At 63.0% G+C, this 25,345-nt stretch carries 25 protein-coding genes, 1 tRNA gene and 1 riboswitch; of the genes, 13 read left to right on the top strand and 13 right to left on the bottom strand.

Annotation, left to right across the window (positions count from 1 at the left end):
* Positions 1-89: 89 nt before the first annotated feature.
* A complete protein-coding gene (locus CDI09_RS02580) occupies positions 90-578 on the top strand; it encodes a hypothetical protein (protein WP_236944641.1) in 489 nt (162 codons plus the stop codon).
* 250 nt (positions 579-828) lie between these two features.
* Here CDI09_RS02580 and CDI09_RS02575 read toward each other — a convergent pair.
* Positions 829-1,777, bottom strand: a protein-coding gene (locus CDI09_RS02575; RefSeq protein WP_110571172.1) for an IS630 family transposase whose coding sequence is annotated in 2 segments (ribosomal slippage) — positions 829-1,413 and positions 1,415-1,777 — 948 coding nt in all. Because the reading frame shifts where the segments join, the coding sequence is not laid out codon by codon here.
* 299 nt (positions 1,778-2,076) lie between these two features.
* A tRNA-Gly gene (locus tag CDI09_RS02570) sits at positions 2,077-2,150 on the bottom strand.
* A gap of 118 nt (positions 2,151-2,268) precedes the next feature.
* Positions 2,269-2,349: riboswitch (SAM riboswitch) on the top strand.
* Positions 2,350-2,467: 118 nt separating this feature from the next.
* Here CDI09_RS02570 and metZ point away from each other — a divergent pair.
* The 3 genes from metZ to folE all read left to right on the top strand — a co-directional run bounded on the left by metZ (position 2,468) and on the right by folE (position 4,828).
* Positions 2,468-3,670, top strand: a complete 1,203-nt coding sequence (metZ, locus tag CDI09_RS02565) for an O-succinylhomoserine sulfhydrylase (RefSeq protein ID WP_078527798.1) — start codon at positions 2,468-2,470, stop codon at positions 3,668-3,670.
* 85 nt (positions 3,671-3,755) lie between these two features.
* A complete protein-coding gene (gene apaG / locus CDI09_RS02560) occupies positions 3,756-4,166 on the top strand; it encodes a Co2+/Mg2+ efflux protein ApaG (RefSeq protein WP_078527800.1) in 411 nt (136 codons plus the stop codon).
* 56 nt (positions 4,167-4,222) lie between these two features.
* A complete protein-coding gene (gene folE / locus CDI09_RS02555) occupies positions 4,223-4,828 on the top strand; it encodes a GTP cyclohydrolase I FolE (protein ID WP_078525023.1) in 606 nt (201 codons plus the stop codon).
* A 68-nt stretch (positions 4,829-4,896) separates the two neighbouring features.
* Here the strand turns inward: folE and CDI09_RS02550 are convergent, their stop codons facing one another.
* Together CDI09_RS02550 and moaB are read right to left on the bottom strand one after the other, a co-directional pair.
* Positions 4,897-5,478: a DJ-1/PfpI family protein gene (locus CDI09_RS02550; protein WP_078525025.1), complete on the bottom strand. Its 582-nt coding sequence runs from the start codon at positions 5,476-5,478 to the stop codon at positions 4,897-4,899.
* Between the two features lie 93 nt (positions 5,479-5,571).
* Positions 5,572-6,123 carry a molybdenum cofactor biosynthesis protein B gene (moaB, locus tag CDI09_RS02545; RefSeq protein WP_078527802.1) on the bottom strand — a complete coding sequence of 184 codons (552 nt, stop codon included), beginning with the start codon at positions 6,121-6,123 and terminating at the stop codon, positions 5,572-5,574.
* A gap of 249 nt (positions 6,124-6,372) precedes the next feature.
* On the opposite strand from moaB, the gene CDI09_RS02540 reads away from it, so the two are divergent.
* The 3 genes from CDI09_RS02540 to CDI09_RS02530 all read left to right on the top strand — a co-directional run bounded on the left by CDI09_RS02540 (position 6,373) and on the right by CDI09_RS02530 (position 9,362).
* Positions 6,373-7,851, top strand: coding sequence for a carbohydrate porin (locus tag CDI09_RS02540; protein ID WP_078525027.1), 1,479 nt, complete (start codon positions 6,373-6,375; stop codon positions 7,849-7,851).
* A gap of 45 nt (positions 7,852-7,896) precedes the next feature.
* Positions 7,897-8,880 carry a phosphotransferase enzyme family protein gene (locus tag CDI09_RS02535; RefSeq protein WP_078525029.1) on the top strand — a complete coding sequence of 328 codons (984 nt, stop codon included), beginning with the start codon at positions 7,897-7,899 and terminating at the stop codon, positions 8,878-8,880.
* A 296-nt stretch (positions 8,881-9,176) separates the two neighbouring features.
* Positions 9,177-9,362, top strand: coding sequence for a hypothetical protein (locus tag CDI09_RS02530; RefSeq protein ID WP_078525031.1), 186 nt, complete (start codon positions 9,177-9,179; stop codon positions 9,360-9,362).
* 59 nt (positions 9,363-9,421) lie between these two features.
* Here the strand turns inward: CDI09_RS02530 and CDI09_RS02525 are convergent, their stop codons facing one another.
* The 5 genes from CDI09_RS02525 to budA all read right to left on the bottom strand — a co-directional run bounded on the left by CDI09_RS02525 (position 9,422) and on the right by budA (position 16,274).
* Positions 9,422-9,853, bottom strand: coding sequence for an NUDIX domain-containing protein (locus CDI09_RS02525; protein ID WP_078525033.1), 432 nt, complete (start codon positions 9,851-9,853; stop codon positions 9,422-9,424).
* A gap of 91 nt (positions 9,854-9,944) precedes the next feature.
* Positions 9,945-11,639 (bottom strand): alpha-keto acid decarboxylase family protein, encoded by a 1,695-nt coding sequence (locus CDI09_RS02520; protein WP_078525035.1) that lies wholly within the window; start codon positions 11,637-11,639, stop codon positions 9,945-9,947.
* 129 nt (positions 11,640-11,768) lie between these two features.
* Positions 11,769-13,502: a D-lactate dehydrogenase gene (dld, locus tag CDI09_RS02515; RefSeq protein ID WP_078527804.1), complete on the bottom strand. Its 1,734-nt coding sequence runs from the start codon at positions 13,500-13,502 to the stop codon at positions 11,769-11,771.
* Between the two features lie 201 nt (positions 13,503-13,703).
* On the bottom strand, positions 13,704-15,395 hold the full coding sequence (alsS, locus tag CDI09_RS02510) for an acetolactate synthase AlsS (RefSeq protein WP_078525037.1): 1,692 nt from the start codon (positions 15,393-15,395) through the stop codon (positions 13,704-13,706).
* A 75-nt stretch (positions 15,396-15,470) separates the two neighbouring features.
* Positions 15,471-16,274, bottom strand: a complete 804-nt coding sequence (budA, locus tag CDI09_RS02505) for an acetolactate decarboxylase (RefSeq protein ID WP_408884484.1) — start codon at positions 16,272-16,274, stop codon at positions 15,471-15,473.
* Between the two features lie 226 nt (positions 16,275-16,500).
* Here budA and CDI09_RS02500 point away from each other — a divergent pair, with 226 nt between their 5' ends.
* Positions 16,501-16,908, top strand: a complete 408-nt coding sequence (locus CDI09_RS02500; RefSeq protein ID WP_236944643.1) for a hypothetical protein — start codon at positions 16,501-16,503, stop codon at positions 16,906-16,908.
* 48 nt (positions 16,909-16,956) lie between these two features.
* Here the strand turns inward: CDI09_RS02500 and CDI09_RS02495 are convergent, their stop codons facing one another.
* Together CDI09_RS02495 and CDI09_RS02490 are read right to left on the bottom strand one after the other, a co-directional pair.
* The gene (locus tag CDI09_RS02495) at positions 16,957-17,286 is read right to left on the bottom strand and encodes a chaperone modulator CbpM (RefSeq protein ID WP_078525039.1); all 330 of its coding nucleotides are present in this window, start codon (positions 17,284-17,286) and stop codon (positions 16,957-16,959) included.
* The gene (locus tag CDI09_RS02490; protein WP_078525041.1) at positions 17,283-18,212 is read right to left on the bottom strand and encodes a DnaJ C-terminal domain-containing protein; all 930 of its coding nucleotides are present in this window, start codon (positions 18,210-18,212) and stop codon (positions 17,283-17,285) included. The genes CDI09_RS02495 and CDI09_RS02490 overlap by 4 nt, the downstream gene beginning before the upstream one ends.
* Positions 18,213-18,491: 279 nt before the next feature.
* On the opposite strand from CDI09_RS02490, the gene CDI09_RS02480 reads away from it, so the two are divergent.
* Positions 18,492-20,261, top strand: coding sequence for a Na+/H+ antiporter (locus tag CDI09_RS02480; protein ID WP_078525043.1), 1,770 nt, complete (start codon positions 18,492-18,494; stop codon positions 20,259-20,261).
* A gap of 52 nt (positions 20,262-20,313) precedes the next feature.
* Positions 20,314-20,673 carry a hypothetical protein gene (locus tag CDI09_RS02475; RefSeq protein WP_078525045.1) on the top strand — a complete coding sequence of 120 codons (360 nt, stop codon included), beginning with the start codon at positions 20,314-20,316 and terminating at the stop codon, positions 20,671-20,673.
* Positions 20,674-20,711: 38 nt separating this feature from the next.
* Here the strand turns inward: CDI09_RS02475 and CDI09_RS02470 are convergent, their stop codons facing one another.
* Positions 20,712-21,710, bottom strand: a complete 999-nt coding sequence (locus tag CDI09_RS02470) for an aldo/keto reductase (protein WP_078525047.1) — start codon at positions 21,708-21,710, stop codon at positions 20,712-20,714.
* Positions 21,711-21,954: 244 nt separating this feature from the next.
* On the opposite strand from CDI09_RS02470, the gene CDI09_RS02465 reads away from it, so the two are divergent.
* Positions 21,955-22,848, top strand: coding sequence for a DUF2272 domain-containing protein (locus CDI09_RS02465; protein WP_236944644.1), 894 nt, complete (start codon positions 21,955-21,957; stop codon positions 22,846-22,848).
* 113 nt (positions 22,849-22,961) lie between these two features.
* Here CDI09_RS02465 and CDI09_RS02460 read toward each other — a convergent pair whose 3' ends face one another.
* Entirely contained in the window at positions 22,962-23,372 is a 411-nt protein-coding gene (locus CDI09_RS02460; RefSeq protein ID WP_078527811.1) for a rhodanese-like domain-containing protein, read from the bottom strand.
* 151 nt (positions 23,373-23,523) lie between these two features.
* Here CDI09_RS02460 and CDI09_RS02455 point away from each other — a divergent pair, with 151 nt between their 5' ends.
* Positions 23,524-24,546, top strand: coding sequence for a cysteine synthase A (locus CDI09_RS02455; RefSeq protein ID WP_078527813.1), 1,023 nt, complete (start codon positions 23,524-23,526; stop codon positions 24,544-24,546).
* Between the two features lie 77 nt (positions 24,547-24,623).
* A complete protein-coding gene (locus tag CDI09_RS02450) occupies positions 24,624-25,343 on the top strand; it encodes a response regulator (RefSeq protein ID WP_078525051.1) in 720 nt (239 codons plus the stop codon).
* Positions 25,344-25,345 lie beyond the last annotated feature (2 nt).

The raw sequence follows: 25,345 nt of genomic DNA, 5'->3' as shown, positions 1-25,345 counted from the left end.
TGGCCTTATGCAGGAATACGGCATGGAACCCTGGGGGCTGATGCGCATTGGGTTCGCAATAGCTTCATCGTTGCGGGAGTGTGCCCTTCATGCCGTGTATCCGTCGCCTGCTGCGTGCCATCGTGCTCCCTGTCGTGATCATGGGGCTGCCGGGCGTGAGTGCTGGATGGGCGGAAGGTGGCCCGGTGATTCTGGCGCAGCATCCGGGCACCGAACTCGACCGGCAGGCCCGGCTGCTGGTCTCGCCCGACCTGCATGACGCAGCCACCCAGAATGAACGCCCGGTGCTGCTGACCGGCTCAGGCCGCCTGTCAGATGATCCGCCACGCACGGCGCTGTTCGTGCAGTTGCAATCAGCCAGCCTGTGTGGCTCGGCGGGGTGCTCCACCTCCGTTTACCTGCCCGACGGCCGTAAATGGATACAGATTCTGGATTCCGTCAGCGGTCCGATCACCATTGCGCCCGAGATGCATGAGGACATGCACGACCTGCTGGTGGATGGCACGGATCGCTGGATATGGAACGGCAGCACCTATACCGACACGCAGGCTACTGCCGAACCCGCCCCGGCCCGCTGAAACGGCAGCAAACCCCAAAAGTTTTTGATAAAGCTTTTTTCCAAAAAGGCAGTGCCCAAAAACTTTTATTCTTTAAAATCATTGCTGACACATAATATTTTATTTTACTCAGCATGGGTCATCATATGAACCTGTGGGGCTTTTTTATATACCGGGAATAGGATTTCCCCTCCCTGTATTAATACAAAAAGCATCTCGAATTTTATAATTATACTTTAATTGTCCAGTTTTTATTTAGAGAATTCTGTGATTAGATTGATGCATATCCAGAGTTCTTGAGATAATTGGCGCATTCCTGTGGAGAGAAGCATTTGATGAGTGCGCCGATGCGTTTCCATGTTGTCTCAACGGATCGCTCCGCGGCTTTTCGCAGCAAAGTCTTGAGTTTGGCGAAGGCCTGTTCGATCGGATTGAGATCGGGACTGTAGGGCGGCAGGAAGATCATCCTCGCCCCGACAGCCCGAATGGCCTTGCGAACCGCATCGCCCTTGTGACTGCCGAGATTGTCGAGCACGACGATATCGCCCGGCTTGAGTGTTGGAACCAGAAACTGCTCGACATAGGCCAAAAAACTGCGCCCGTTGATCGGTCCGTCGAGAACGCCGGGTGCGGTGATCCGGTCATGACGCAAGGCAGCCAGAAATGTCAGTGTCTTCCAGTGGCTATGAGGGACCCTGGCTTTCAGTCTCTCACCTTTGCGGCACCGGCCGTGCGTGCGCGTCATGTTGGTCTTGGCCCAGGTTTCGTCGATAAAGACCAGACGGGTGGGATCTATGTTGGCCTGATAGCGCTTCCAGAACCTGCGCTTGCGCGCGACGTCAGGCCGGTCCTGCTCGCAGGGCAGCACGCTTTTTTTTGAAGCTGATCCCTTCGGATTGGAAAAAGCGTGAGAGCATGCCCGTGTCGGCCTGAACGCCACGTTCCTCGCGCAGTCGGATCGACAGCGCCGCAAGGGTGATATCAGGTTCGGCATCAATGAGGGCCAGCAGCCAGGCCCGTTCAGGTCTGGTTTTCGAGGGACGATGCCCGCCCGTGCCGGCGCAGCACCGATCCCCGACGCGTCTTGCGCGCTGCACCCATTTGATCGCTGAAGCATCACTCACGCCGAAGCGCCGCGCCGCTGCCCGGCAACTCATGCCGTCTTTCTCCACCGCATCAATTACACGGTCTCGTAAATCCTGCGAGTAGGCTTTCGGCATGAAGGCTGGCCTCCTTCGCCAGTCTTCATCTTGAATCACATCAGACGCCCTTTGGGAATCCTATGATTCAAGCCATTCGCAGCGCGCTCTAAATATACAAGAAATTTTTAGAAATCAGAAAAGTCTTTGGGTGCTGCCTTCTGAAGCTTTTTGAGAGCAGCTTTACCAAAAACTTTTATCGTTTCAGGATATTATTGATCCTGCTTTTCAAGCAGCCACCAAGGCGACCTGACAGGCCAGCGGCACGTGCCTGGCTGGACCATCATGACCACAATCAGGATAACGATTTTTGGGGAAGCTGGAGCGGGTGAAGGGAATCGAACCCTCGTATGCAGCTTGGGAAGCTGCCGTTCTACCATTGAACTACACCCGCAGGCCCGCCCTCTATACTGCACAAGCATGGCAGATGCAATCACCCCTTTACGGGGCAGGCCAGCAGTTGACGCACCCGGCCCTGATCCGCAATAAGCATGCATGCCCGTGCAAGGTTGCGCCCGGGCCCTCGTGATTTGATACGGCCGGCTTGCGGCGAGGTAAAACATACGCGCTAAAGAGGCCTGATCCCGCCGGTGACAGGGCGCGGGCATCATGGTTTCCACGGTCGTGCGCCGCCTTCGGGCCAGACTGCCGGGCATCAACCGGCGCTGGCCTGCTTTCACACCACCCTGTTTGCAGGAACTGCCACCCACCATGACTGACCAGCCCGACCCCAAGTCCTTCCGCCCCGCCACGCGCCTGATTAATGCAGGCCTCGAGCGCACGCCCTATGGCGAGACCAGCGAGGCGATGTTCCTGACCTCCGGCTTTGTCTATGACAGCGCCGAGCAGGCCGAAGGCACTTTTACCGGCGATGTTTCGCACTACCAGTACACCCGCTTTGGCAACCCCACGGTGGCCAGTCTCGAGCGCCGCCTGTGCGACCTTGAAGGCGCTGAAGCCTGTGCGCTGACTTCCACAGGCATGGGGGCCGTCTCCTCCGCGCTGCTGGCGCAGGTGCGCGCGGGTGATCGCGTGGTGGCCTCGCGCGCACTGTTCGGCTCGTGCCACTGGATCGTCTCCGAACTGCTGCCGCGCTACGGCGTGGAGACAGTGTTCGTCGATGGCGGCGACATGGCCGCGTGGAAAGAAGCGCTGGGCAAGCCCACCCGCGCCGTCCTGCTTGAAAGCCCGTCGAACCCGATGCTCGACGTGCTCGACATCCGCATGATCTGCGATCTTGCGCACAAGGCCGGGGCGACCGTGGTGGTCGATAACGTGTTCGCCACCCCGCTGTACCAGAAACCGCTCGAACTCGGGGCTGACGTGGTGGTGTATTCATGCACCAAGCACATTGATGGCCAGGGCCGCGTGCTTGGCGGCGCCGTGCTGGGCACGGAAAAATGGATCAACGAGGTGCTGCGCCCCTTCCAGCGCAATACCGGCAACAGCCTCTCGCCGTTTAATGCCTGGGTCATGCTCAAAAGCATCGAGACCCTGGCCCTGCGCGTAAACGCCATGACGCAGAATGCGGCGAAAGTGGCCGACTTCCTGGCCGGAGCACCCGGCATTGCCCGCGTGTTCTATCCCGGCCGCAAGGACCACCCGCAATACGAACTGGCAAAAACGCAGATGTCGGCGGGTTCCACGCTGGTAGCGTTTGAGGTCGAGGGCGGCAAGGCTGGAGCATTTGCCTTCATGAACGCGCTGCGGCTGATCTCGATCTCGAACAACCTTGGCGATGCCCGTTCGCTGGTCACGCATCCGGCGACGACCACCCACATGAAGCTGGCCCCTGAAGAGCGCGCCCGCCTTGGCATTACCGATGGCGCGATCCGCTTCTCGGTCGGGCTGGAAGATGCCGATGACCTGATCGATGACCTCAAGCGCGGCCTCGCGGCGCTGGCCAACCGGTAGCAGCAGGAGCGTCGCCACCATGAGCAAGAACAGGCCTTTCCTTCCCCCCGGCGGGGAAGGCGCTGACACAGCATTGGGCGAGACACTGGAGAACACGCCGTGTTTCGAGGCGACGACCGACAGGGTGCGCGTGGTGGTCCAGACCTTCTGGCTCGATGACCAGTCCGAACCCGATGAGCACCGCTACGTGTGGGCTTACCGGGTGCGGATCGAGAACCACGGCGACACGGCGGTGCAGCTCCTGCGCCGCAGCTGGCGCATCGTGGACGGACAGGGCCGGATCGAACGGGTGGAAGGCGAAGGCGTGGTGGGCGAGCAGCCCCTGATCGACGCCGCCGCCAGTTTTGAATACATGTCGGGCGCCGCCCTTGAAACGCCAACCGGCTTCATGGGCGGGCAGTACCACATGGTCCGCCCGGGCAGCCGGGAGCACTTCGATATCAGCATTCCGGTCTTCAGCCTCGACAGCCCGCACCATCCGACCATCCTGCATTAAGTTTTTCCTCCGTGGCCTGTCCCTGCCGGGCGGCCCCTGCAACAAGAACCCACAGCATGACCCCCATCGATTCCCACCCCACCCGCACGGAAGCAGAAGAAGCCGTACGCACCCTGCTGCGCTGGGCGGGCGAAGACCCCGACCGCGAAGGCCTGCGCGACACGCCTGCCCGCGTCATCAAATCCTATGGCGAGTTCTTCGCGGGCTATGCCGAAGACCCGGTGGACATGCTGCGCCGCACCTTCTCCGAGGTGGATGACTATGACGAGATGGTGCTGCTGCGCGATATCCGCGTGGAGAGCCACTGCGAGCACCACATGGTGCCCATCATTGGCGTGGCGCATGTGGCCTACCTGCCGCGCAAGCGGGTCGTGGGCATTTCCAAGCTGGCCCGCGTGGTCGATGCCTATGCGCGGCGCTTCCAGATCCAGGAACGCCTGACCGCGCAAATCGCCAACACGATCAATGAAGAACTGCAGCCCTACGGCGTGGGCGTGGTGATCGAGGCGGCGCACCAGTGCATGACCACGCGCGGGGTGCACCGCCCTGGCGTGTCGATGGTGACCAGCCGCATGCTCGGCACGTTCCGCACCAATTCCGACACCCGGCGGGAATTCCTGTCCATTCTCAACCGCCCGGCCATGAGCAGCGCGGGTATCTGAATACCGTGCAAAGTTTCTGGTGAAGCTTTTTTCCAAAAAAGGCAGCACCCAGAAACTTTTATCCGCTTTTACGCGAGTGTCACCTTCGCACCCAGCACGGCAGCAAACTGCGCCAGCCATGCCGGGTGCGCGGGCCATGCGGGCGCCGTAACCAGCATGCCATCGGTCACCGCGGCATCAATGGCAATATCGGCATAAACGCCACCCGCCAGTTCCACATCGGGGCGGCAGGCGGGATAGGCGGAAACACGCCTGCCTGAAATGACGCGGGCCGCCGCCAGAAGCAGGGCGGCATGGCAGATCGCGGCCAGCGGGCGACCGGCAAAGGCGCGGACGAGTTCAATCACCCGCCCGTCGAGTCGCAGATATTCCGGCGCGCGGCCACCGGGCAGGATCAGGCCCGCGTAATCCGCGTGATTGATCGCCTCAAAATCGGCATTGAGCACGAAGCGGTGGCCCGGCTTCTCGCTATAAGTCTGCGCGCCCTCGAAATCATGGATGGCGGTCAGCACGTAGTCGCCCTTTTTTTTGCCAGGGCAGACCGTATCAACCGCGTAGCCGAGCATGGTCAGGGCCTGGTAGGGCACCATGATCTCGTAATCCTCGACATAGTCGCCCGCCAGCAACAGCAGCTTTTTCGTGCCTGTCATGCCTGTTCTCCTCAGCCTGCTTCAGCCCGGCGCCGCCTTTTTGAATAAAGGGGGCACCCGGAAACCTTTATCCTTTTCCCCGCGTTTCGCGCATCAGTCATGATGGGCGGGCGGCAGATGTTCACGCAGACGGGGCATGAGTTCAACAAAATTGCAGGGCACATGACGGCTATCAAGCTGCCAGACCAGAATATCATCCCACCCGTCCTTCACCGCGCCGGTCGATCCGGGCAGGGCAAACAGATAGGTGCCCCCCGCAACGCCTGCGAGCGCGCGCGACTGGATGGTGGAGGTGCCGATCTTCTGATACGACAGCATGCGGAACAGCTCGCCAAACCCTTCGATGCGCTTCTCGATCACCCGGTCGAAGGCCTCTGGCGTGACGTCACGCCCGGTCACGCCCGTGCCCCCGGTGGAAATGACCACATCGACCTGCGGGTCGGCAATCCAGCCCGACAGCGCGGCCACAAGCTGCCCCGCATCATCAGGCACGATGGCGCGGGCAGCGACTTCATGGCCCGCCGTGGCGATGCGCGCGGCCAGTATATCGCCCGACCTGTCCGTATCCGGCGTGCGGGTGTCAGATACCGTGAGCACGGCGATGCGAACGGGCAGGAAAGGTTTTTTCATATCAAGGCGTGACATGGGGCCATGTTCACCATTCTCACGGGGTTGCGTCAACGGAGTACGGCATCATGCGCCTGGACAGGGCAAATGAGTAATATGTGAGAACAAACACAAAATTCTGATGTATTTGTGCATTGCACAAAAAAACACCTTCAGGAATAGTAAGATTTTACATAAATCTATTGATATAACATAAAAAATATCTTTACCATTATTTTGCAAAATATTAGTTTTTATACAATTCCCCTGCCAAGGTTTATATTCGGCATGAAATATGCTACCGATATGCGAATGACCCGAAGATTTATCCGCTCTTTTGCGCTGTTCCCCCTGTTTCTTCTTGCCTTTTTCACCTGTGGCGAAGGCGCACAGGCACAGGCCCTTCCGGGGGAAGGCCAGGGCGTTATCGGCGCGCAGCCCAGCCTCAACATCAACTCGCGCCGTAATGTGACGGTGCAGGATCCGGGGCTGTTTTACAGCGCGCCCTATGGCAACCAGCACTTTTTTGGTGACTGGGCAGGGCTTCAGCCCTTCCTGCAGAAGCACGGCGTGCACATCGAGGCCGACGTGCATGAGGAACTGGCAGGCAACTTCCGTGGCGGCGCCAAGCAGGGCGTGACCGATGCCGGCCAGGTTGGCGTGGAAATCGATATCGACTGGCACAAGCTGGCAGGCGCGCCCAAGAATTTCTGGACCCACACCATGATCGTGAACGGTCATGGCCGGAACGCCAGCACGGACTACATCCACGATTCGCTTGCAGGCGTGCAGCAGATCTACGGTGCGCGTGGTAACGTGGTCGCCCACCTTGTGTACATGTATGCCGAACAGTCACTGTTCCATAACCGGCTCGACATCAGCGCGGGCTGGATTCCGGTGGGCAGCTTCTTCGCCGCATCCCCCCTGTTCTGTGACTTCATGAACGTGTCGATCTGCGGTAATCCCGCGCCGGGCAAATACGTGCCGGGCGGCCGCGACTGGCCTTCGGGCAACCTTGGCGTGGTGATGCGCGTCATGCCCACGGTCGATACCTACATCATGGCCTCGATGTTTGCCGTCTCGCCACATTCCTATAACGGTGGCATCTCGGGCTGGGCCTGGGCGCAGAGCGGGCTGGGCAAGTTCTCCACCCCGGTGGAATTCGGCTGGCTGCCCGAATTCGGCAAACACCACCTCGCCGGTCACTACAAGGCGGGTTACGGCTATGACAACTCGCAGTACAACGACCTGTATTCCGACATCAACGGCAACTCCGCCGTGCTGACGGGCAAGCCCTTCCGCAAGCAGTCCGGTGTCAGCACGGCCTGGTTCCAGGCCGACCAGATGTTCATCCGCAACGGCAAGGGGCCGACCAACGGCCTGATCGCGCTTTCAGGCATCATGTATACGTCAGGCAAGGTCTCGGCCATGAAATACCATGCCTGGGCCGGCATGGTGGAAACAGGCGCCGCATGGGGCCGCCCGCTCGATACGGTGGGTGCGATGTTCCATTATTTCGAGATGAGCCGCGCCTCGGTGCTGCAGCAGGAATCCTCGGTGCTGGCAGGCACGCCTTACCTGAACAACCAGTGGGGCAAGGCCTGGGGCATCCAGACGCATGAGGATGTGTACGAAGTCTTCTACAACATCCATACCGCGCGCGGCATGAGCTTCCAGCCGGATTTCCAGTATATCAACCGCCCCGGCGGCACCACCACCTATCATGATGCGGCGGTGATGGGCCTGCAGTTCAACTGCATCCTCTGACGCACCCTTCATCAATACGCGCCCAGGCGGTATGGGAGAGGGATCATGACCGATCCCGCCTTCCTTTACCGGCTGGCCCACGCAGCGCTGGCCCAGTACCCACTGCGTGACGCGCGCGCCAGCCTGCTTTCCATTTCAGAAAACGTCGTCTTTCGCATCGATACGCCATCCGGCCCGCGCCATGTGCTGCGCCTGCACCGGCCCGGCTATCATACCGCCGCTGAAATTGGCAGCGAACTGGCCTGGCTCGATGCATTGCACGAAACCGGGCTGGACGTGCCCCAGCCCCGGCCCGGTCTTGATGGCGGGCGCATCCGCACCCTTTCCGGCGCCGATGGCATACCCCGCCACGCCGTGCTGTTTGGCTGGATGGAGGGCACCGAACCCACCACCGATATCGACCCCGCCGCCTTCGCCCGGCTGGGCCGCGTAACCGCCCGCCTGCATGCCCACAGCCGCCACTGGCAGCGCCCGCCCGGCTTCACCCGCAAGGTCTGGACCCCCGCCACCATGACCGGCCCCGATGCCCTGTGGGGCCGGTGGCCCGACGCCCCGGGCATGACCGCCCCCGCCCGCGACCTGATTGCAGGCTGCCTGCGCACGGTTGCGGCGCAACTGGCGGATTATGGCACCGGGCCGGAACAATTCGGGCTGATCCATGCCGACCTGCGTCTGGCCAACCTGCTGGTCAGTGGCACGCACACCCGCCTGATCGATTTTGATGACTGCGGCATAAGCTGGTTCATGCACGATCTGGCGGCGGCACTGAGTTTTTATGAAGACCACCCGCAGGCTCCGCGCTGGGTTGACCACTGGCTGGCGGGGTATGGCGCAACGGGCAAGCTGACGCAGGCTGACCTTGATATACTGCCAGCCCTCGTCATCCAGCGCCGCATCCAGCTCCTGGCATGGACGGGCACCCATGCCCAGACACAACAGGTGCAAAGTCTGGGCCGGGACTGGGCCGGACGCACGTTCGCCCTGTGCCACGCATGGAAAAACGGGCAGTTCCTGCGTCATCTCGGCTGAAGGCGGGGCGAACCATCCGTATTTTTCCAGCCAGAGGACAAATTTAGATAATTTTTTAATTCATGCTGGTCGATAAAGCGCTCAGATTACCGCACGGAAAGATTCCGGAGGAACAGCGTCCTATTTCTGAGTTTCATATGATAAATTAAATGTGAACGATAAAGCGAGCTTTTCGGTCCAGTATGTCTTTTATGCCTCAATTCTGACATGTATGAACATTAGGTAATGTGTCGTTCGGTTAACAACCCGACTCACCGGAGCATGTCCTGTCCTTGGCACACAACGGAAAAACAGCAATGACCCCTGCAGTTGATACGATCGCCCCGTCTGCCGCAGCTTCATCCATCGCAGCCGGTGGCCTTCCGTTAATCCCGGATGAAACCCCGACCCGGTCCCTGACCACCCGGATGATCCATGCCCGTCACCGCCGCGCGCTGCTCGATTATGCCCGCACCCTCGATACGCCAGCCGACCCGTCCTGACCCTTCGCCTTATCTGAGACCGAATCGCCCACGGCAACCACGACAAAAATCAAACTTTGTCATTTTTTACAATTCAGGGTTGCCCTGCGTGCCAGTTCCTCCACCGCATGGCGGGTGGGGGTTGTCAGTTCTTCCGGCAGGGCGTCGAGCGCAAACCAGCGCGGCCCCTCATGCCTGTCTGGCTCCATAAGCCGCGGCGTGCCGCGCCATGACGTGACCAGATATACCGGGGAAACCCAGAAATACCCTGCCGTGGTGTCGCGTTCCTCCACCAGGCACAGGAACTCAGGGGCCTTTACGCTCAGGCCCACTTCCTCCTCAATTTCACGCGCCATGGCCTGGCAGGTCGTCTCAAACGCCTCCACCTTGCCACCGGGCAGGCCCCAGCACCCCGCCTGCGGCTGGCGCAGGCGCCTGAGCAGCAGAATGCGCCCTCTCCCATCCATAATGGCGGCGCCGCAGCCCACGCGCGGGCCGGTCTGTCCGGTCATGTCAGCCATCCTTTGTGGTTGAGGGCTGCCCCATACAGCAAGGGGGTGCCCGAAGGCACCCCCGCTTTCATGCCATAAAAGCTCTGGCGCTTCAGCGCGCGGAAGGCGGCCGGGCGTTGGCGGACGCAACGCGCCGCCCCCATGAGATCAGGTCGCTCGTGCAGTCATCACGATCGATCTGACATTCGATCAGGGTCGGGCCTTCTTTGTTGGCAAGGGCTGCGGCAATCGCCTTTTCCATCTCCGCGCCCGTGGTGGCACGGAAGCCCAGGCCGTGGCCGTCCTCGGCGTTGAACACCTTCATCAGCCCGGCATAATCCCAGTTCTTGACGTTGTTGTACGGACCGTCATGAATCTGGACTTCGATGGTGTAACCCCGGTTATTGACCAGGAAGATGATGACCGGCAGCCTGAGCCGCACCATCTGGGCCACTTCCTGCGCGGTCAGCTGGAAGGAGCCATCGCCGATCATGGCGATGATCCGCCGCTCCGGCTCGGCCACGGCGTAACCGAAGGTGGCGGGCACGGACCAGCCGATATGGCCCCACTGCATCTCCAGTTCCACGCGCGCGCCACGCGGCAGCTTCATCTGCATGGCGTTAAACCACGAATCGCCCGTCTCGGCGATGACCGAGGTGTTCGATGTCAGCAGCGCCTGGATCTGGCGTGCCATCTCGGCGCGCACCAGCGGGGCATCGGGGGCGGCAGGCGCGACCGGGGCCACGGGAGCCTTGATGCGGTTGTATTCAACCAGCGTCGCATCCTTTTTGGGCTGACCCTTGATGCGGGCAATCAGCGCCTCGATCACGTCGCGCAGGTGCACGCCATCATAGGTGGTGCCAGCCGCCTCGATATGCCGCGCCTCCATCAGCGCCACGTTGTCGCCCTTAGGCCACGCGGTCCAGCCAACGGTGGAGTAATCATTGAACACCGGTGTCAGGCACAGCACGCCATCCGCCCAGTCAAAGATCTGCTGCGCGCCAGGGCTACTCACATCGCCCCAGTAGGTGCCGGCATAGGCCGGGTGATCCTCGGGGAAGAAGCTCTTGGCCGCCGCCATGCTCACCACGGCGCAGCCCAGCGCATCGGCCAGGCGGATGGCCGCCTCTTCGCAGCCTGCGGCCCGCAGGCGGCTGCCGACCAGGATGATGGGTTTCTTGCGCGCATCAAGGAAGCGGGCCAGTGCATCAACCGCCACTTTCAGCGTGGCCGGGTCGGAGGGCACATCGGCCACGATGGCGCTGACCGGGCCGGGGCGCGAACAGGGCTGGGAGGCAACGTTGCACGCAATCTCGATATAGGCGGGCTTCTTCTCGCGCAGCGCCGTGCGGATGGCATGGTCGATCTGCACCGGCGCGTGCTCGGCCGCGGTGATGGACACCGCCGCACAGGTCAGACGCTTGGCAATTTCAAGCTGGTAGCCATAATCCGGCGTGCCGGTGGTGTGGTGCAGGATATGCCCGCTGCCATGATCGTTTGAATTGGGCGCGCCCGAAATCAGGATGACCGGCAGGTTCTCGGCATAGGCCCCCCCAATGGCGTTGAGTGCCGAAAGCGCGCCCACGCTGAAGGTGACAACCGCAGCGCCCGCCCCGTTGGCGCGGGCATAGCCCTCGGCGCTGAAGCCACAGTTCAGTTCATTGCAGCAATAGACCTGGCGCAGGCCCTCGATTTCAAGAAGCTGGTCGAGCAGGACAAGGTTGTAGTCACCCGCCACCGCGAAATGATCCCTGAGCCCGATCTGCGCCAGGCGTTCACCAAGGTAATGGCCAACTGTATATGTCATTATGACGACTTTCCTTCCCTTGCGTGGCGGGCGCGGCGGGCCGCGCCCCTCCCCCATCGGGGGGAAGATCCACATGAATGGCCCGCAGCCGGACCATCATGCCAAAAGCACGGTAAGGCTATGCGCGCCTTACCCTACGCTTTCGGCAACCCAGTTCCGGCGCTTGGTTGCCTGACCAATGCCGGGATTGAAACAGTTGCACGGGTCAAGCTGGCGGTAATGGGCCAGCACGTCCTCGGGTGCCTGATAGAGATGACCGAAATTATGCTCCGCCGGATAGCGCGCGCCGCGCTTGTCCAGGCCCGGCAGCATGCGGTGCTCGAGCGCCACGCAGTCATAACCCTTACGCACCACGTAATCCTGATGCATCACGTGGCACAGGAAATGGCCGTAATACAGCTTGACGATGATCTCGTCCTCGATGTCCCTGGGCAGCACCTCAAACCACTCACGGTCGTTACGGCGCAGCGCCACGTCGAGGGCTACGATATTCTCGGTCGTGTCGGTGTGGACATTGCGGTACCGCACGGCGGCCCCTGCGGCGGCAAAGCGGTGCAGGAAAGCCTTGGCCCCTTCATCGGGCGTGCATTCGAAGAATTCGCCCTCATGCGTGGCAAAATGGCTTTTCAGGAAGTCACGCGCCTCCTGCGCGCCCGAGGCGCTGACCTTGAGCATGAGGTGATGCTCGAAGCGGTCACGGTAGTCACGCATGCGCGCGGGCAGATGCTGCGGAAAGAAATGGCTCATGAACTGCATGAACCGGTCACTGAAATGCCTGGGCAGGAACCCGATTTTGTCCGCGATGCGGTCGAACGCATTTTTCATGGCGAACATGGCGGGCAGGCGGCTGGTGCCGATCATGCGGATGATGACGAAGGTGTCCTTGCCGTATTTCTCGGCAATGTTGAACGCATCGCGGTGCAGGTATTCGCCTGCGATCGGCAGTTCCTTGAATTCCGACAGGATATGGCGGCGCACATCCTCGAGCACATCGGTCTGGTTGGTGCCCATGTAGAAGACGACCGGGTCCTTTTCCGCCTCGAATGTATCAAGACGCACGGCAAACAGGCCGAGCTTGCCCGCGCAGCCTGAGCCTTCGTGCAGGCGCTGGAGGTCGGCGTTGTAGCGTGCGGGGGTATCGGCGTTCACGTCGCGCACATGGGTGGCGTACCCATCGTCATGCCCGCGACCGGCCTGCCAGTTGATGCTGGCATCGGGGAAGTTGCCTTCCTCCGCACGTTTGAGAATTTCCTCGGGGTCGGCGCCAAGCTCGATGCCAAGGTGGTTGACGAGCTGCAGCTCGCCCTGCGCCGAGACCTGGGCAAACAGCGCCATGTCGGTATAGGCCGGACCACGCCGCACCAGCGCGCCGCCCGAATTGTTGCTGACGCCGCCAAACACCGAAGCGCCGATGCACGAGGAGCCAATGACCGAATGCGGCTCCCGCCCGATGGGCCTGAGCATGGTCTCGAGCTGATCGAGCGTGGCGCCCGGCAGGCACACCACCTGCCTGCCGCCGCCAATCAGGTGGATCGTGCGCATGCGCATGCTGTGCACGATCACGACATCACGGTCATAGGCGTTGCCATCGGGCGTGGAGCCGCCGGTCAGCCCGGTATTGGCCGCCTGCATGATTACGATCACGCCCGCCTTCACGCAGGCCTGCAGCACGCGCCACTGCTCCACCAGCGAGCCAGGCATGACGACCGCAAGGGCACGCCCCTCGCCAAAACGGAACCCGCGCCGGTAGGGCAGGGTTGCCCCGTCCTCGGTCAGCACATGGTTGTTGCCCACGATCTGCTGGAGTTCCGTAACCAGTTGCGCGCCCGATGTGGATGCCATGTCCTGTGCCGCTTTCAGCATTTTATTGTCCTTCGGTGTCATTCCCGCATGCTCCTGCGCCAGTACCGGCCTGGGGGCATTCGTAAAATGATGTTGCATAGTCTGGCATGTTCCGCATCGGACGACGTGCGCATAAAATGCTGAGGTCGCATGCCCAAACAGAACGGCCCGCCCGCCGGTCAGGGCGTGGCGGGCCGGTTTTCAAATACGCCGGGCCAGGTTTTACGCCGCAGCCGAGGTCTCGCCCAGTGTTGCCAGTGGCTTCATGAGCAGATGGTTCTGCGAGTAGTCGACCGGCACCGAAATCACGACCGGGCCTTCAATATCCATGGCCTCGCGCAGGGCGCCCGCCACGCCATCGGCGGAATGGACGGCAATGCCGTGCGCGCCACACGAGCGGGCGAACATGGCGAAGTCGATCGGCCCGAAATCCACGCCCGAGCCGCGACCGTATTTCTTCTTCTCCTGCATCTCGACCATGTTGTAGGCCTGATCAACCCAGACCATGTGGATGAGGTTGCACTTCAGCCGCACCGCCGTTTCCAGTTCCATGCACGACATCATGAACCCGCCATCGCCCGAGATCGAGATGACCTTCTGCCCCGGGTTGACCAGGCTTGCGGCAATGCCCCACGGCAGACCCACGCCCATGGTCTGCTGGCCGTTGCTGATCAGCATCTGGCGCGCGCGGAAGGACAGGAGGTAACGCGCCAGCCAGATGTGGAAGGTGCCCATGTCGAGGCACATCGTCACGTCAGGCGTTACGAACTGCTCGAGTTCACGCACGATCTGCAGCGGGTGAACGGCGGTGTTCGAGGTGCTGCGCGCCCCCGACAGGGCGGCAAGGCGGGTGGCGTGATACTGGCTCAGGATCTCTTCAAGCTGCGGCGCGCGCGCAAGCTTGCCCGCCTGCGCCGCCAGCGCGCGGATGGAGGCCGCGATATCGCCCACCAGTTCCACCGCCGGGTCGTAATGCGTGTCGAGCTCGGCGGCGACCACATCGACATGCACGATCTTGCGGCCGTTATCGACATTCCACAACCACGGATCATATTCAATCGGGTTATAGCCAACCGAAATTACGAGATCGGCCTCATGCAGCAGCTGGTCGCCCGGCTGGTTGCGGAACAGGCCCACGCGGCCGCCAAAGCGGTCGGACAGTTCCTGCGATACCGCACCGGCGGCCTGGTAGGTGCCAATGACCGGCACGCCCGTGGTCGCCACCAGCGCCCGCACCGCATCAGACACGTCAGGGCGGCTGGCCAGCAGGCCGAGCAGGATGACCGGGCGCTGCGCCTTGCGGATCAGGCCCAGCGCCTCGTTGATGGCCTCGACCGGAGCCGCACCATTCCTGGGCAGTTCGCGCCCGGCCAGCACCTTGCCTTCCGCCGGCATGGACAGGATATCCATCGGCGTGCTGACAAAGGCGGCGCCGGGGCGACCGCTCTCGGCAAAGCGCAGCGCATTGGCGATGGATTCGGATACGGCGGCAGGCGACGTGATTTCCGCGCTGTATTTGGTAATGGGCTGAAACAGGGCCACCGTGTCCATGCTCTGGTGGGTCAGCTTCAGGCGGTCGGCCAGCTTCACCGCGCCACCAATGGCCAGCACCGGGTCACCTTCGGAGTTGGCGGTGGCGAGACCGGTCACGAAGTTCGAGGCGCCAGGGCCGGATGTTGCGATGGCAACGCCCGCCTTGCCGGTCAGGCGGCCAATGCCACCGGCAATGAAGGCGGCATTCTGCTCATGGCGGGTCACCACCGTCTCGATCGGGCTGTCGACCAGCGCGTCGAACAGGCGGTCCACCTTGGCGCCGGGAATGCCGAATACGTGGGTCGTGCCGTGCGCCACGAGGTTGCGCACGATCATGTCCGCCCCGCACTCAGGCGCGGCCGATTTGGTCCTGTCAGTCATTGTTTCAGCTATCCTGAAAGATTATGTGCCGCAGCCTGGGCTGCCGGGCAGGGAAGGAGCGGGAGGGTTAACCCCTCAACCGCCCTCGGCCACGCGAATGGCCTCGTGAATGTTCTCGGGTGAAAGGTTGGCCTTCGCGAACTGCTCGGTACGGGGCAGCTGGATCTCGACATCGGAGATGATGCCCACCTCGAGCCTGCCCTTGAGCACGGCGTAATCGGTCAGGTGGCCGCCACGGCGCCCGTCTTCCGTCAGGAAGTGGAGGTGATAGCCCGCCACGTTCACGCCCTGCATGTAGCCCGGCGTGCGGAAGCCGAGCATGGTGCCGGTGGCGGCGCCAAGCTGCATGGTCGGCTGGCGGCTGACCACCTCGAGCATGGGCGGGTACGGGTGGCACTGGCAGAACACGGTGCGGGTCTCGACACGCTCGAACAGGCCGGTAAAGCGCACGGCGGCGAACAGGTTGGGGTTGTTGACCAGACGGTCGACAATCGCCTCGAAGCCTTCCTTGTCCTGCGCGGTGTCGATCATGTACTCCTTCTCCGGGTTGAAGAAGGTGACGCAGGCGAACGGGGTCTTGAGGTCGCCCGGCACGCGACCGGCCTGACCGTCGGCGCGGAACTGATGGATGACACTGTCATTGACGATCATCTCGCCATCGAGCGCGTTGAACGTGCCAAGGCCGAAATTGCCGTGCAGCAGCAGTTCGTCAAGCGTGGTTTCCCCATCATAGACGGCATCGAGCAGCGCGGCCATGGTGGAGGTCTGGTACAGGCGGTTCATGCGCGGACGCACGCCCGTCGCGTCAGCGGCGCTGGAGCGGGTATCGATATCGCCTACCGAGTAGCATTTCAGCTTCAAGACCTGGGTCTCCTGCAACGGGGCGGCGGCACAGCGTGGCACGGCCTGCTTCCCGATCATGTGTAGATGGCACGATGATGGTGCGGCAGGCTGGTCAGTACGTCCAATATATATTCAAGGCTATTTCCATATTCAAAATATATGGATTGGCGTGGACCGCAGGGCGGCTACACGGGGCTTGCGGCTTGCCCTGCCCGCGCCCCGCCTGCATTGTGAACGGTCAATGAACATGCAGGATTACCCGATGATGAAACCCCTCCACATGGCGATCGCAGCCCTGGGCCTGACCGGCATGATCGCGGGTGCTGGCGTGGCGCGCGCCGACCAGCCCGACCCCACCCCCCCCTATGGCCCCGGCGCCTATACGGGCGAGTGGACGGCGCTTGGCCTCCAGCCCGTCACCATCACCGCCAACAAGGCGCTGGGGCCTGCGGCGCGGCTTTACCTGAAACTGCCGGATTCGCTGGGCAAGATCACGGGGCTGACCGGCCGCACCATCGAGCTGAAGGTGCAGGATGACACCTCGCTGCGCTCGGTCAATGATGACCCGCGCACCGTCTTCCGCCTGACCTCGCCCAATGCCGCCGACCTGCAGATGCAGGGCGCCAAGCCGGGCCAGAAGCTGGACCTGCCGCTCAGCCGCGCGGACTGAACCATGAAAAACCCCCGTGGCCGGATGCGGCTACGGGGTCGGGGCGTGTCAGTCCTGCGCGCTGGTGAGCAGGCCACGCAGCCTGCTGCGCAGTTCGTTCTCGCGCGGGATGCTGATCGCCTCGCGCAGGCGCAGCATCTGGCGGCGGGCGGCATAAAGCTGGTCGAGCAGAGACAGCACCACCGGCATGCCTTCGTCATTGATGCCCATATCATTGCGCAGTTCGACGATCAGCCGGGCCCGCGCCTCATCGATTTCACGAAACAGGTAATGCCCCGGCGCGCCCTCGGGCCGCAGCCAGTCACTGTCGATCCATGCCTGCACGTCGCGCTCGGGCACATTGCCAATGCGCAGGCACAGGGTCTCGATCGTAATCATGCTTTCTTGCCCTCCGCAGGCTCCGCCTTCTCATCCGCCGTGCCATTGCGCAGGAATTCCTCCAGCGCCGGGTCAACCTTGCCCAGTGTCACGACCAGCTTGACATACAGGTTGCCCGCCTCGGTCTTGCCATGCGCCTTGACCCCGCGCCCGCGCAGGCGCAGCACGCTGCCACTGTCGGAATGGGCGGGCACGTTCATCTTCACCGACCCGGCAGGCGTGGGGATGGTGATGCTGCCGCCCAGCACCGCCGTTTTCAGGTCCACCGGCAGCGACATGCGGATGTCGTTGCCATCACGCGTGTAGGTGCTGTCGGGGGCCACGGTGATGGTAATCAGCGCATCGCCCGCAGGCCCGCCCTGATGCCCCGGATCCCCCTTGCCGCGCAGGCGCATGACCTGCCCGTCGGTCGTGCCGGGGGGGATCTTCACATCGGTCTGGGCGCCACCGGGCAGCGTGATGCGCGTGGTGCCGCCATTGACGGAATCAAGAAAGCTTACGGTCAGCGCGTACTGCCGGTCCGCCCCCTTCATCGGCCCCTGCGGCCTGCGGCGGAAGCCACCGCCACCACCGCCAAACATACCGAAGATGTCGCCAAGGTCATCTTCCGAGAACTGGCCACCACCGTAATGGAAGCCCTGCGGCCCTTCGGCATGGTCACGGTAGCCGCCACCACCACCGCCAAAGCCGAAGCCTTTTTCCTGCCCGGCCGCATCGATTTCGCCCCGGTCGTAGCGCGCGCGCTGCGCCTCATCGGACAGCAGGGCGTTGGCTGCGCCCACGGCCTTGAAATGTTCCTCGGCCACCTTGTCGCCGGGGTTGAGGTCGGGGTGGTACTTCTTGGCCAGCTTGCGGTAAGCCTTGCGGATATCATCCTGGCTGGCCGAGCGCGTCAGGCCAAGTACTTCGTATGGATCCTTGCTCACTTAAAAATCATCCCTCCGTCAGGAATGGGCCAGCCCGGCCATGCGCCACGCCCGTACCCCCTGAACACCATCAATACAGCCTTGCGGCCCTTCATGCTTCAATAATGGGAAGTGGGGAGAGCGGGGTCAATGAAGGGTGAGGAAATCTTCGATCCACGCATGGCTGGCAGAAGAAAATAACACAACAGGAACTTCAAAATAACATCTTTTGTATTTTTAATTCATGCAAAAATGAAGTATTTCCGCAATGCAATAGAACTATAAAAAAGACCACGCCAGATGCATGCCGTTTTCATCACCCTTGCATTACTGACCGTTACCGGGATCAGCAGCCTGATTTCGCGCGTGGGGCGCATTCCCGTGCCTCTGCCACTGATCCAGATCGCGGTGGGGGCCATCGCGGCGCTGGCGGGGCTGAATATCGGCTTCGACCCCGACATGTTCCTGCTGCTGTTCATTCCGCCGCTGCTCTATGCCGATGCCTACCGCATGCCGATGCGCGAGTTTGGCGAACTGCGCAACATCATCGTCATGATGGCGCTCGGCCTGGTGGTGTTCACCACGCTGGCCTGCGGCTACTTCATCCACTGGCTCATTCCGCCCATCATGCTGCCCGCGGCCTTCGCGCTCGCCGCCGTCATGTCCCCCACCGATGCGGTCTCGGTGGGCAGCATGATCGAGGGCGGTCGCGCGCCCGCGCGCGTGGTGCACATCCTGCATGGCGAGGCGCTGCTCAACGATGCCTCGGGGCTGGTATGCTTCAAGTTCGCGGTGGCGGCGGCCATGACGGGGCTGTTCTCGTTCCAGCAGGCGCTGGGCAGCTTCATCTTCATGGCGGCGGGCGGCATCGTGATCGGCATTGTCGTGGCGTGGGCCGCGTGCCGGGCGGAGCACATGCTGCTGGTGCGCGGCTATGACGACCCGCCCACCCACATCACCCTGGCCATGATGCTGCCCTTTGGCATCTACCTGCTGGCCGATGCGGTGCAGTGCTCGGGCATTCTCGCCGCCGTGGCGGGCGGCATGACGGTCAAGTTCACCGGCGTGATGAACGAGGCCCGCACCGAAACCCGCCTCAAGGCCACCACGGTGTGGGACATGGTGAACTTCACGTTCAATGCCGTGATCTTTCTGCTGCTGGGGCTGCAGCTGCCCGATCTGGTGACCGGGGGCGCCGCCATTGCGCGGGCGGGCGGCATTTCGCCGTGGTTCCTGATTCTGGCCATCGTCGGCATCCAGCTCATGATGAGCCTGATCCGCTTTGCGTGGATCTGGATTTCCATTTCCGCCCGGCGGCTGTTCGCCCATCTGCGCCACCGCAACACGGTCATTCCGTCCGCGCGCAACGTGCTGCTCATGACCGTGGCGGGCACGCGCGGGGCCATTACGCTGGCGGCCGTGCTGTCGCTGCCGGTGGCAACGCTGGCGGGGCCGGGCTTTCCGGGCCGCGACCTGCTGGTAACGCTGGCGGCGGGCGTAATCATCTGCTCGCTGGTGCTGGCGAGCCTGGCCATTCCCCCGCTGCTGCACGGCATGAGCACCGATGAGGACGACCCCAGCCTGCACGAACTGGACATGATGCGCATCGAACTGGCGCAGACCGCCATCGAGGCCCTGCATGCCGAGCAGGCCATTCTGGCGCAGCAGGAACTCGACACCATGCCCGAGGGCTCGGAAAGCGTGGACCTCAAGCAGGAAGCCATTGGCCGCCTGCTGCACGAATATCAGGATACACTGCGCAGGCTGGACAATTCACGCGCGGCGGAGGCCAGCATCCGCGCCACCGCCATCCGCGAAAAGCGGACCGAGCTTGCGCTGCGGTTCCGCCTCATCCGCCACATGCGCGAACGCCTGCACATGCGGGTGGTGCAGAAACTCATTAATGACGAGACCGAACTGAGCATCAACCAGGAGCTTGATTTCATCGAGCAGGAACTCCAGATCGAGGCCAGATCCCTGCCCCGCCCCGATGGCCTGCCGCATGCCAGCACCCATGATGGCGCAGCCCTGTCTGAAACGGGATGCATGGCACCCGCCATGACAGACTGATAAAAGGGCCTCCATTCTCCAGGCAGACCGAAACCACAAGAGGAACCGCCCCATGCTCCCGCGCATCCGTATCCTGCTGGCCTGCCTGTGCCTCGGCACCGTCGGGGCCGCGGGCGCACAGGCCCGCTCGCACCACTTCAACGTGCGCGAACATCATCCGCATGGCAGGTCGCCCTATGGTGATATCAGCGGCTTCGTACCTACCGTAAGCCAGAAAGACCCCCGCTACGTCTCGGCATCGCAACGGTGCCAGAGCAAGGCTGGCGTTGGCGCCATGGGCGGCGGAAACAGCGGCAGCGCCCAGACATGGGTGGGCTCGTCACATACCACTTTCTTCTCCGAATGCATGGTCGAGGCCGGGGTATGGCAACCCCGTTACGACAGCAACGTGGGCGACTCGGTCGACCCCTGAGCCCTGCGCAAGCCGCAGGGCCCGGGGCCGCGCGCCCGTCAGGCCCCCGGAGGCGCCATGAAGCCGGGGCCAACCGGGTCGGGGATGCAGCGGGTCAGGATCGCATCGATCTCGCGCCGGTCATCAGCACTCAGGTGCCAGCCCATCGCATCGGCCACGGCGGCGATCTGGTCGGGGCGGCGCGCGCCCCACAGCGCAATGGTCGGCCCCTGGTCCAGCACCCAGCGTATGGCCAGCGCGAGCAGCGACTTGCCGTGCTTTTCACGGGCGAAGTCCTGCAGTTCGCGCACGGCCTGCAGGTAATGCGCAAAGCGGGGCGGCTGGAATTTGGGGTCGGCGCTGCGCAGGTCATCGGGGCCGAATTTCGTCTCCGCCGTCATCTTGCCTGAAAGCAGTCCACGGCACAGCGGGCCATAGGCCAGAATGGCCAGGTCGTGCTGGCGGGCATAGGGCAGGATGTCATGCTCCATCGCGCGCTCGAACAGGTTGTAGGGCGGCTGCACAGCACAGAGCGGAGCGAACTCCCGGAAGGCATCCATCTGTGCAATGGAGAAATTGCTCACGCCCAGCGCCAGTACCTTGCCTTCGCGCACCAGGGCCTCGAGCGTGCGGGCGGTCTCTTCCATCGGCACCGCGGAATCGGGCCAATGCACCTGATAGAGGTCGATGTAGTCGGTGCGCAGGCGGCGCAGCGAATCCTCGATTTCCTTGCGGATGCGCGCGGGGGATGAGTTACGGAAAGGCTTGTGGTCATCCTTCCAGTCCAGGCCCACCTTGGTGGCGATGGCCACCTTTTCGCGCCGCCCGGCCAGAGCCTGGCCCACGATCTCCTCCGAATGGCCAAAACCGTAAACCGGGGCGGTATCGACCAGCGTTATGCCCAGATCAAGGGCTTCGTGGATGGTGGCGATGGCATTGCGGTCATCCGGGCCGCCCCACATCCACCCGCCAATGGCCCATGTGCCCAGCGCAATGCGCGAGACGGGATGCCTGAGCCCCCTGATCTCGATGGTTTCCTTAACAGGCGCCTGCGTCATGAAGTGCTCTCCCTTGTGGTAAAACGGTCGTGGCGATGGGGTAACCGCCCGCCACATTATGCCACGACGCGGCACGCGGCGTTACCCACCCCGCCACCTGCCAAGGCATGCCCCGCCTGCTCCCCACAACACGAAGCGCGTGGCGGCGTTGCGTTCTTTTTCGGGCCGGGAAGGGGCGCACCCCTTCCGCAAGGCCGGTCCGCGCCGTATGGGTAGAGGCACGTCACCTGTTACGGAGTGCCCCTTGCGCAAGACAGTCCTGCTCGCCCCCCTGCTCGTGCTGGCTGCGTGCGCGCATGCGCCTGCCGATCAGGCCCATCGGGCGACTACCCCGGTCGCGCAGTACGCCAACGGGGCCGGGCCGCTGGCGGTCAACCCGCACGTGCCCGATTTCGCCACCCGTAACTACGAGCCCTTCAACCGGCAGGATGTCGTGGCCATCGCGCTGCGTGAATGGCGGCTGTTCGGCCAGCCGGTCAGTGATGACGACCCGCTGCTGCGCCCCGAACCGACCACCCCGGTGGTCAAGCCCGAGCGCACGGCCGGATTGTGGCAGCGCGTGGGCGAATACTGGTGGATTGGCCAGGACCCCGCCGAGACCGAATCCTCATGGGATGGCAAGCATGACGCGGACGGCCACATCACCGATTTCGTGCATGATGGCTATTATGCCTGGTCGGCGGCGTTCATCTCGTATGTAATGCGGGTGGCGGGTGCCAATGACCGCTTCGCCTATTCCCCCAACCACGCCACTTACATCAACGCTGCCGCATCAGGGCAGGAGAAGGGCGTCAAGGCCCGCAATCCCGCCCGTTACGCGCCAAAACCGGGCGACCTGATCTGCGTGGGACGCGGGGCGAGCAAGTCGGTGCGCTTCCGTGACCTGCCCACGCCGCAGGGCTTTCCCGCCCATTGCGGCATCGTGGTGGCCGGACCACATGATGATGCGCCCTTTGGCCATGAAATCAGCATCATTGGCGGCAATATCGATGATGCCGTGGCCCTGACGCATGTGCCTGTTGCCCCGAACGGCCGACTGACCAACAGCCACGGCGCGAGCCTCGATCCGCGCTACCCGTGGTGCGTGGTGCTGCAGGTGCATTACGACGCCGAGCGCGAACCGCAGGCCGACCAGTAAGGCAGGCTTGAAACGGAAAAGTGTTTGGGTGTCGCCTTTTTTCAAAAAGGCGACGTCTTCCGAAGCTTTTTGAAAAACGCTTCACCAAAAACTTTTATTTTTCAAACACCTGCTCAGCCACGTGTCCATGGCAGCTCGGACGCCTGCCAGCCCGCGAGGCGACCCCGGCTGCCGGTGGCGTCTTCCGGTCCCTCGAAGCCATCGGCCACGTTGAAAACATTGTGATAACCCGCGTCATACGCTGCGTGGGCGGCTGCCATGCTGCGCGCGCCGGAGCGGCAGATGAAATAGATCTCGTCGGTCTTGCCAATGCCCGCCTGTTCCAGCGTGGTCAGGAAATCCGGGTTGATCTGGCCTGCGGGCGGCAGCTGCCAGCTATCGCGCACCAGCGTACGGCCCGCGCCAGAAAGATCAGGCACGCCAATATGTTCCCATTCCATGGGGGTGCGCACGTCCACCAGATGGGCGTTGGGGCGGCCACTGACCGCAGCCCAGGCGGCGGCGGGGGAAATATCGTCAATCATCATGTTTCCTTTCGGCTGGAAAAACCTGTGGAGGGAGGATATGCCAGCCCTGCCCCATTCCTGATAGTAAGGATGCAACAGGCACTGCATGGCCACCATCCGGCCTGCCGTGCCGCATGGTACGACCCAGATCAAGCGAAGGTGCTGCCTTATGGCCGAAAGTGCAAATCCCGTCTCCTCCCCCAGTGCTGACATGCCCGCCGCGATCGGCCATACGCCGCTGATCCGCCTGCGCCATGCATCGGACATCACGGGGTGCGAGATATACGGCAAGGCGGAATTCATGAACCCCGGCGGCTCGGTCAAGGACCGCGCGGCGCTGGCCATCATCAACGATGCCGAACGGCGCGGCACGCTCAAACCCGGCGGCACGATTGTGGAGGGCACGGCAGGCAATACCGGCATTGGCCTCACGCTCGTGGCCAATGCGCGCGGCTACCGCTCCATCATCGTCATGCCCGAGACCCAGAGCCGCGAGAAGATCGACTTCCTGCGCATGATCGGGGCAGACCTGCGCCTCGTGCCCGCCAAACCCTTCCGCGATCCGGGCAACTACGTGCATGTCTCGCGCCGCCTGGCGGAAGAGACCGGCGGCGTATGGGCCAACCAGTTCGACAACACCGCCAACCGCGAAGGCCACCGCCACACCACCGCGCCCGAGATCTGGCAGCAGATGGGCGGAAAGCTCGATGCCTTCACCTGCTCGTGCGGCACCGGCGGCACGCTGGCGGGGGTGACGCTGGGGCTGGAGGATGAAGCCCGCAAGGCCGGCGTCGCGCGCCCGCGCATCGTGCTGGCCGACCCCGAAGGCTCGGGCCTGTATGGCTGGGTGAAGTCGGGTGATCTTTCGGTCAGCGGGTCTTCCGTGACCGAAGGCATCGGCCAGTCCCGCGTGACGGGCAACCTCGAGGGGCTGCATTTCGATGATGCCGTGCGCATCCCCGACCCCGAGGCGCTGGAGCAGATCTACAGCCTGCTGATCCATGAAGGGCTTTCGGTCGGCGGGTCGGCGGGCATCAACATCGCCGCCGCCATCCGCGTCGCCCGCGCCATGGGGCCGGGGCACCGCATCGTCACCATCCTGTGCGATGGGGGCGCGCGCTACCAGTCCAAGCTGTTCAACCCGGAATTCCTGCGCGGCAAAAACCTGCCCGTGCCGTCCTGGCTGGCCTGAACAAACCGCGGCCCGCGCCATTGCAACGGAGTGAAACACCGGGTGCGGGCCTGCGCGCCATGGTGTAGGATGTGCGCATGAACCCGCTGCCGCATATCCTCATCATCGATGACGACCGCGAGATCCGTGACCTGCTGGCACGCTTCCTCGAACGCAACGAACTGCGCGTCACCACCGCGCGTGACGGGCAGGAGGCCCGCCGCCGCTGGGCGGAGGGGCATTACCAGCTGGTCATCCTCGATCTCATGCTGCCAGGCGAGAGCGGGCTGGACATCTCGCGCTGGCTGCGCACGCAGGCCAACGTGCCCATCGTGATGCTGACCGCCATGGGCGATGACACCGACCGCATCATCGGCCTTGAACTCGGCGCGGATGACTACGTGCCCAAGCCCTTCAACCCGCGTGAGCTGCTTGCGCGCATCCGCGCCGTGCTGCGCCGGGCCAGCGACACCCCGGACCCGCGCAGCGTGCCGGTGCTGCACACGCTGCGCTTTGCGGGCTGGACGCTCGACACCGGGCGGCGGCGGCTGCACAACCCCGAAGGGGTGGAAGTGCCCCTGACCGGTGGCGAATACGACCTGCTGCTCGCCCTGCTCGACCGCGCCAACCGGGTCATGACGCGCGACATGCTGTTCGACCTTTTGCGCGGGCGGCAGGCCGGTCCGTTCGACCGCGCCATTGATGTCGCCATCAGCCGCCTGCGCCGCAAGCTCGAAGATAACGGCCGCAACGCGCAACTGATCAAGACGGTGCGTGGCGGGGGCTACGTTCTCGCAGCCGAGGTCGAGCGCAGCTGACC

Origin of the sequence: Komagataeibacter nataicola (assembly GCF_003207795.1) — a bacterium.
Taxonomy (GTDB): domain Bacteria; phylum Pseudomonadota; class Alphaproteobacteria; order Acetobacterales; family Acetobacteraceae; genus Komagataeibacter; species Komagataeibacter nataicola.
Note: the sequence above shows the minus strand (reverse complement) of the source record. Positions and strands in the feature narration are given on the sequence as shown.

Coding starts and splice junctions, on each gene's coding strand:
- CDI09_RS02580 (WP_236944641.1), top strand. CDS start 90: ATGCCGTGTATCCGTCGCCTGCTGCGTGCCATCGTGCTCCCTGTCGTG.
- metZ (WP_078527798.1), top strand. CDS start 2,468: ATGACTGACCAGCCCGACCCCAAGTCCTTCCGCCCCGCCACGCGCCTG.
- folE (WP_078525023.1), top strand. CDS start 4,223: ATGACCCCCATCGATTCCCACCCCACCCGCACGGAAGCAGAAGAAGCC.
- CDI09_RS02550 (WP_078525025.1), bottom strand. CDS start 5,478: ATGACAGGCACGAAAAAGCTGCTGTTGCTGGCGGGCGACTATGTCGAG.
- moaB (WP_078527802.1), bottom strand. CDS start 6,123: ATGTCACGCCTTGATATGAAAAAACCTTTCCTGCCCGTTCGCATCGCC.
- CDI09_RS02540 (WP_078525027.1), top strand. CDS start 6,373: ATGAAATATGCTACCGATATGCGAATGACCCGAAGATTTATCCGCTCT.
- CDI09_RS02535 (WP_078525029.1), top strand. CDS start 7,897: ATGACCGATCCCGCCTTCCTTTACCGGCTGGCCCACGCAGCGCTGGCC.
- CDI09_RS02530 (WP_078525031.1), top strand. CDS start 9,177: ATGACCCCTGCAGTTGATACGATCGCCCCGTCTGCCGCAGCTTCATCC.
- CDI09_RS02525 (WP_078525033.1), bottom strand. CDS start 9,853: ATGACCGGACAGACCGGCCCGCGCGTGGGCTGCGGCGCCGCCATTATG.
- CDI09_RS02520 (WP_078525035.1), bottom strand. CDS start 11,639: ATGACATATACAGTTGGCCATTACCTTGGTGAACGCCTGGCGCAGATC.
- dld (WP_078527804.1), bottom strand. CDS start 13,502: ATGCTGAAAGCGGCACAGGACATGGCATCCACATCGGGCGCGCAACTG.
- alsS (WP_078525037.1), bottom strand. CDS start 15,395: ATGACTGACAGGACCAAATCGGCCGCGCCTGAGTGCGGGGCGGACATG.
- CDI09_RS02500 (WP_236944643.1), top strand. CDS start 16,501: ATGATGAAACCCCTCCACATGGCGATCGCAGCCCTGGGCCTGACCGGC.
- CDI09_RS02495 (WP_078525039.1), bottom strand. CDS start 17,286: ATGATTACGATCGAGACCCTGTGCCTGCGCATTGGCAATGTGCCCGAG.
- CDI09_RS02480 (WP_078525043.1), top strand. CDS start 18,492: ATGCATGCCGTTTTCATCACCCTTGCATTACTGACCGTTACCGGGATC.
- CDI09_RS02475 (WP_078525045.1), top strand. CDS start 20,314: ATGCTCCCGCGCATCCGTATCCTGCTGGCCTGCCTGTGCCTCGGCACC.
- CDI09_RS02470 (WP_078525047.1), bottom strand. CDS start 21,710: ATGACGCAGGCGCCTGTTAAGGAAACCATCGAGATCAGGGGGCTCAGG.
- CDI09_RS02460 (WP_078527811.1), bottom strand. CDS start 23,372: ATGATTGACGATATTTCCCCCGCCGCCGCCTGGGCTGCGGTCAGTGGC.
- CDI09_RS02455 (WP_078527813.1), top strand. CDS start 23,524: ATGGCCGAAAGTGCAAATCCCGTCTCCTCCCCCAGTGCTGACATGCCC.
- CDI09_RS02450 (WP_078525051.1), top strand. CDS start 24,624: ATGAACCCGCTGCCGCATATCCTCATCATCGATGACGACCGCGAGATC.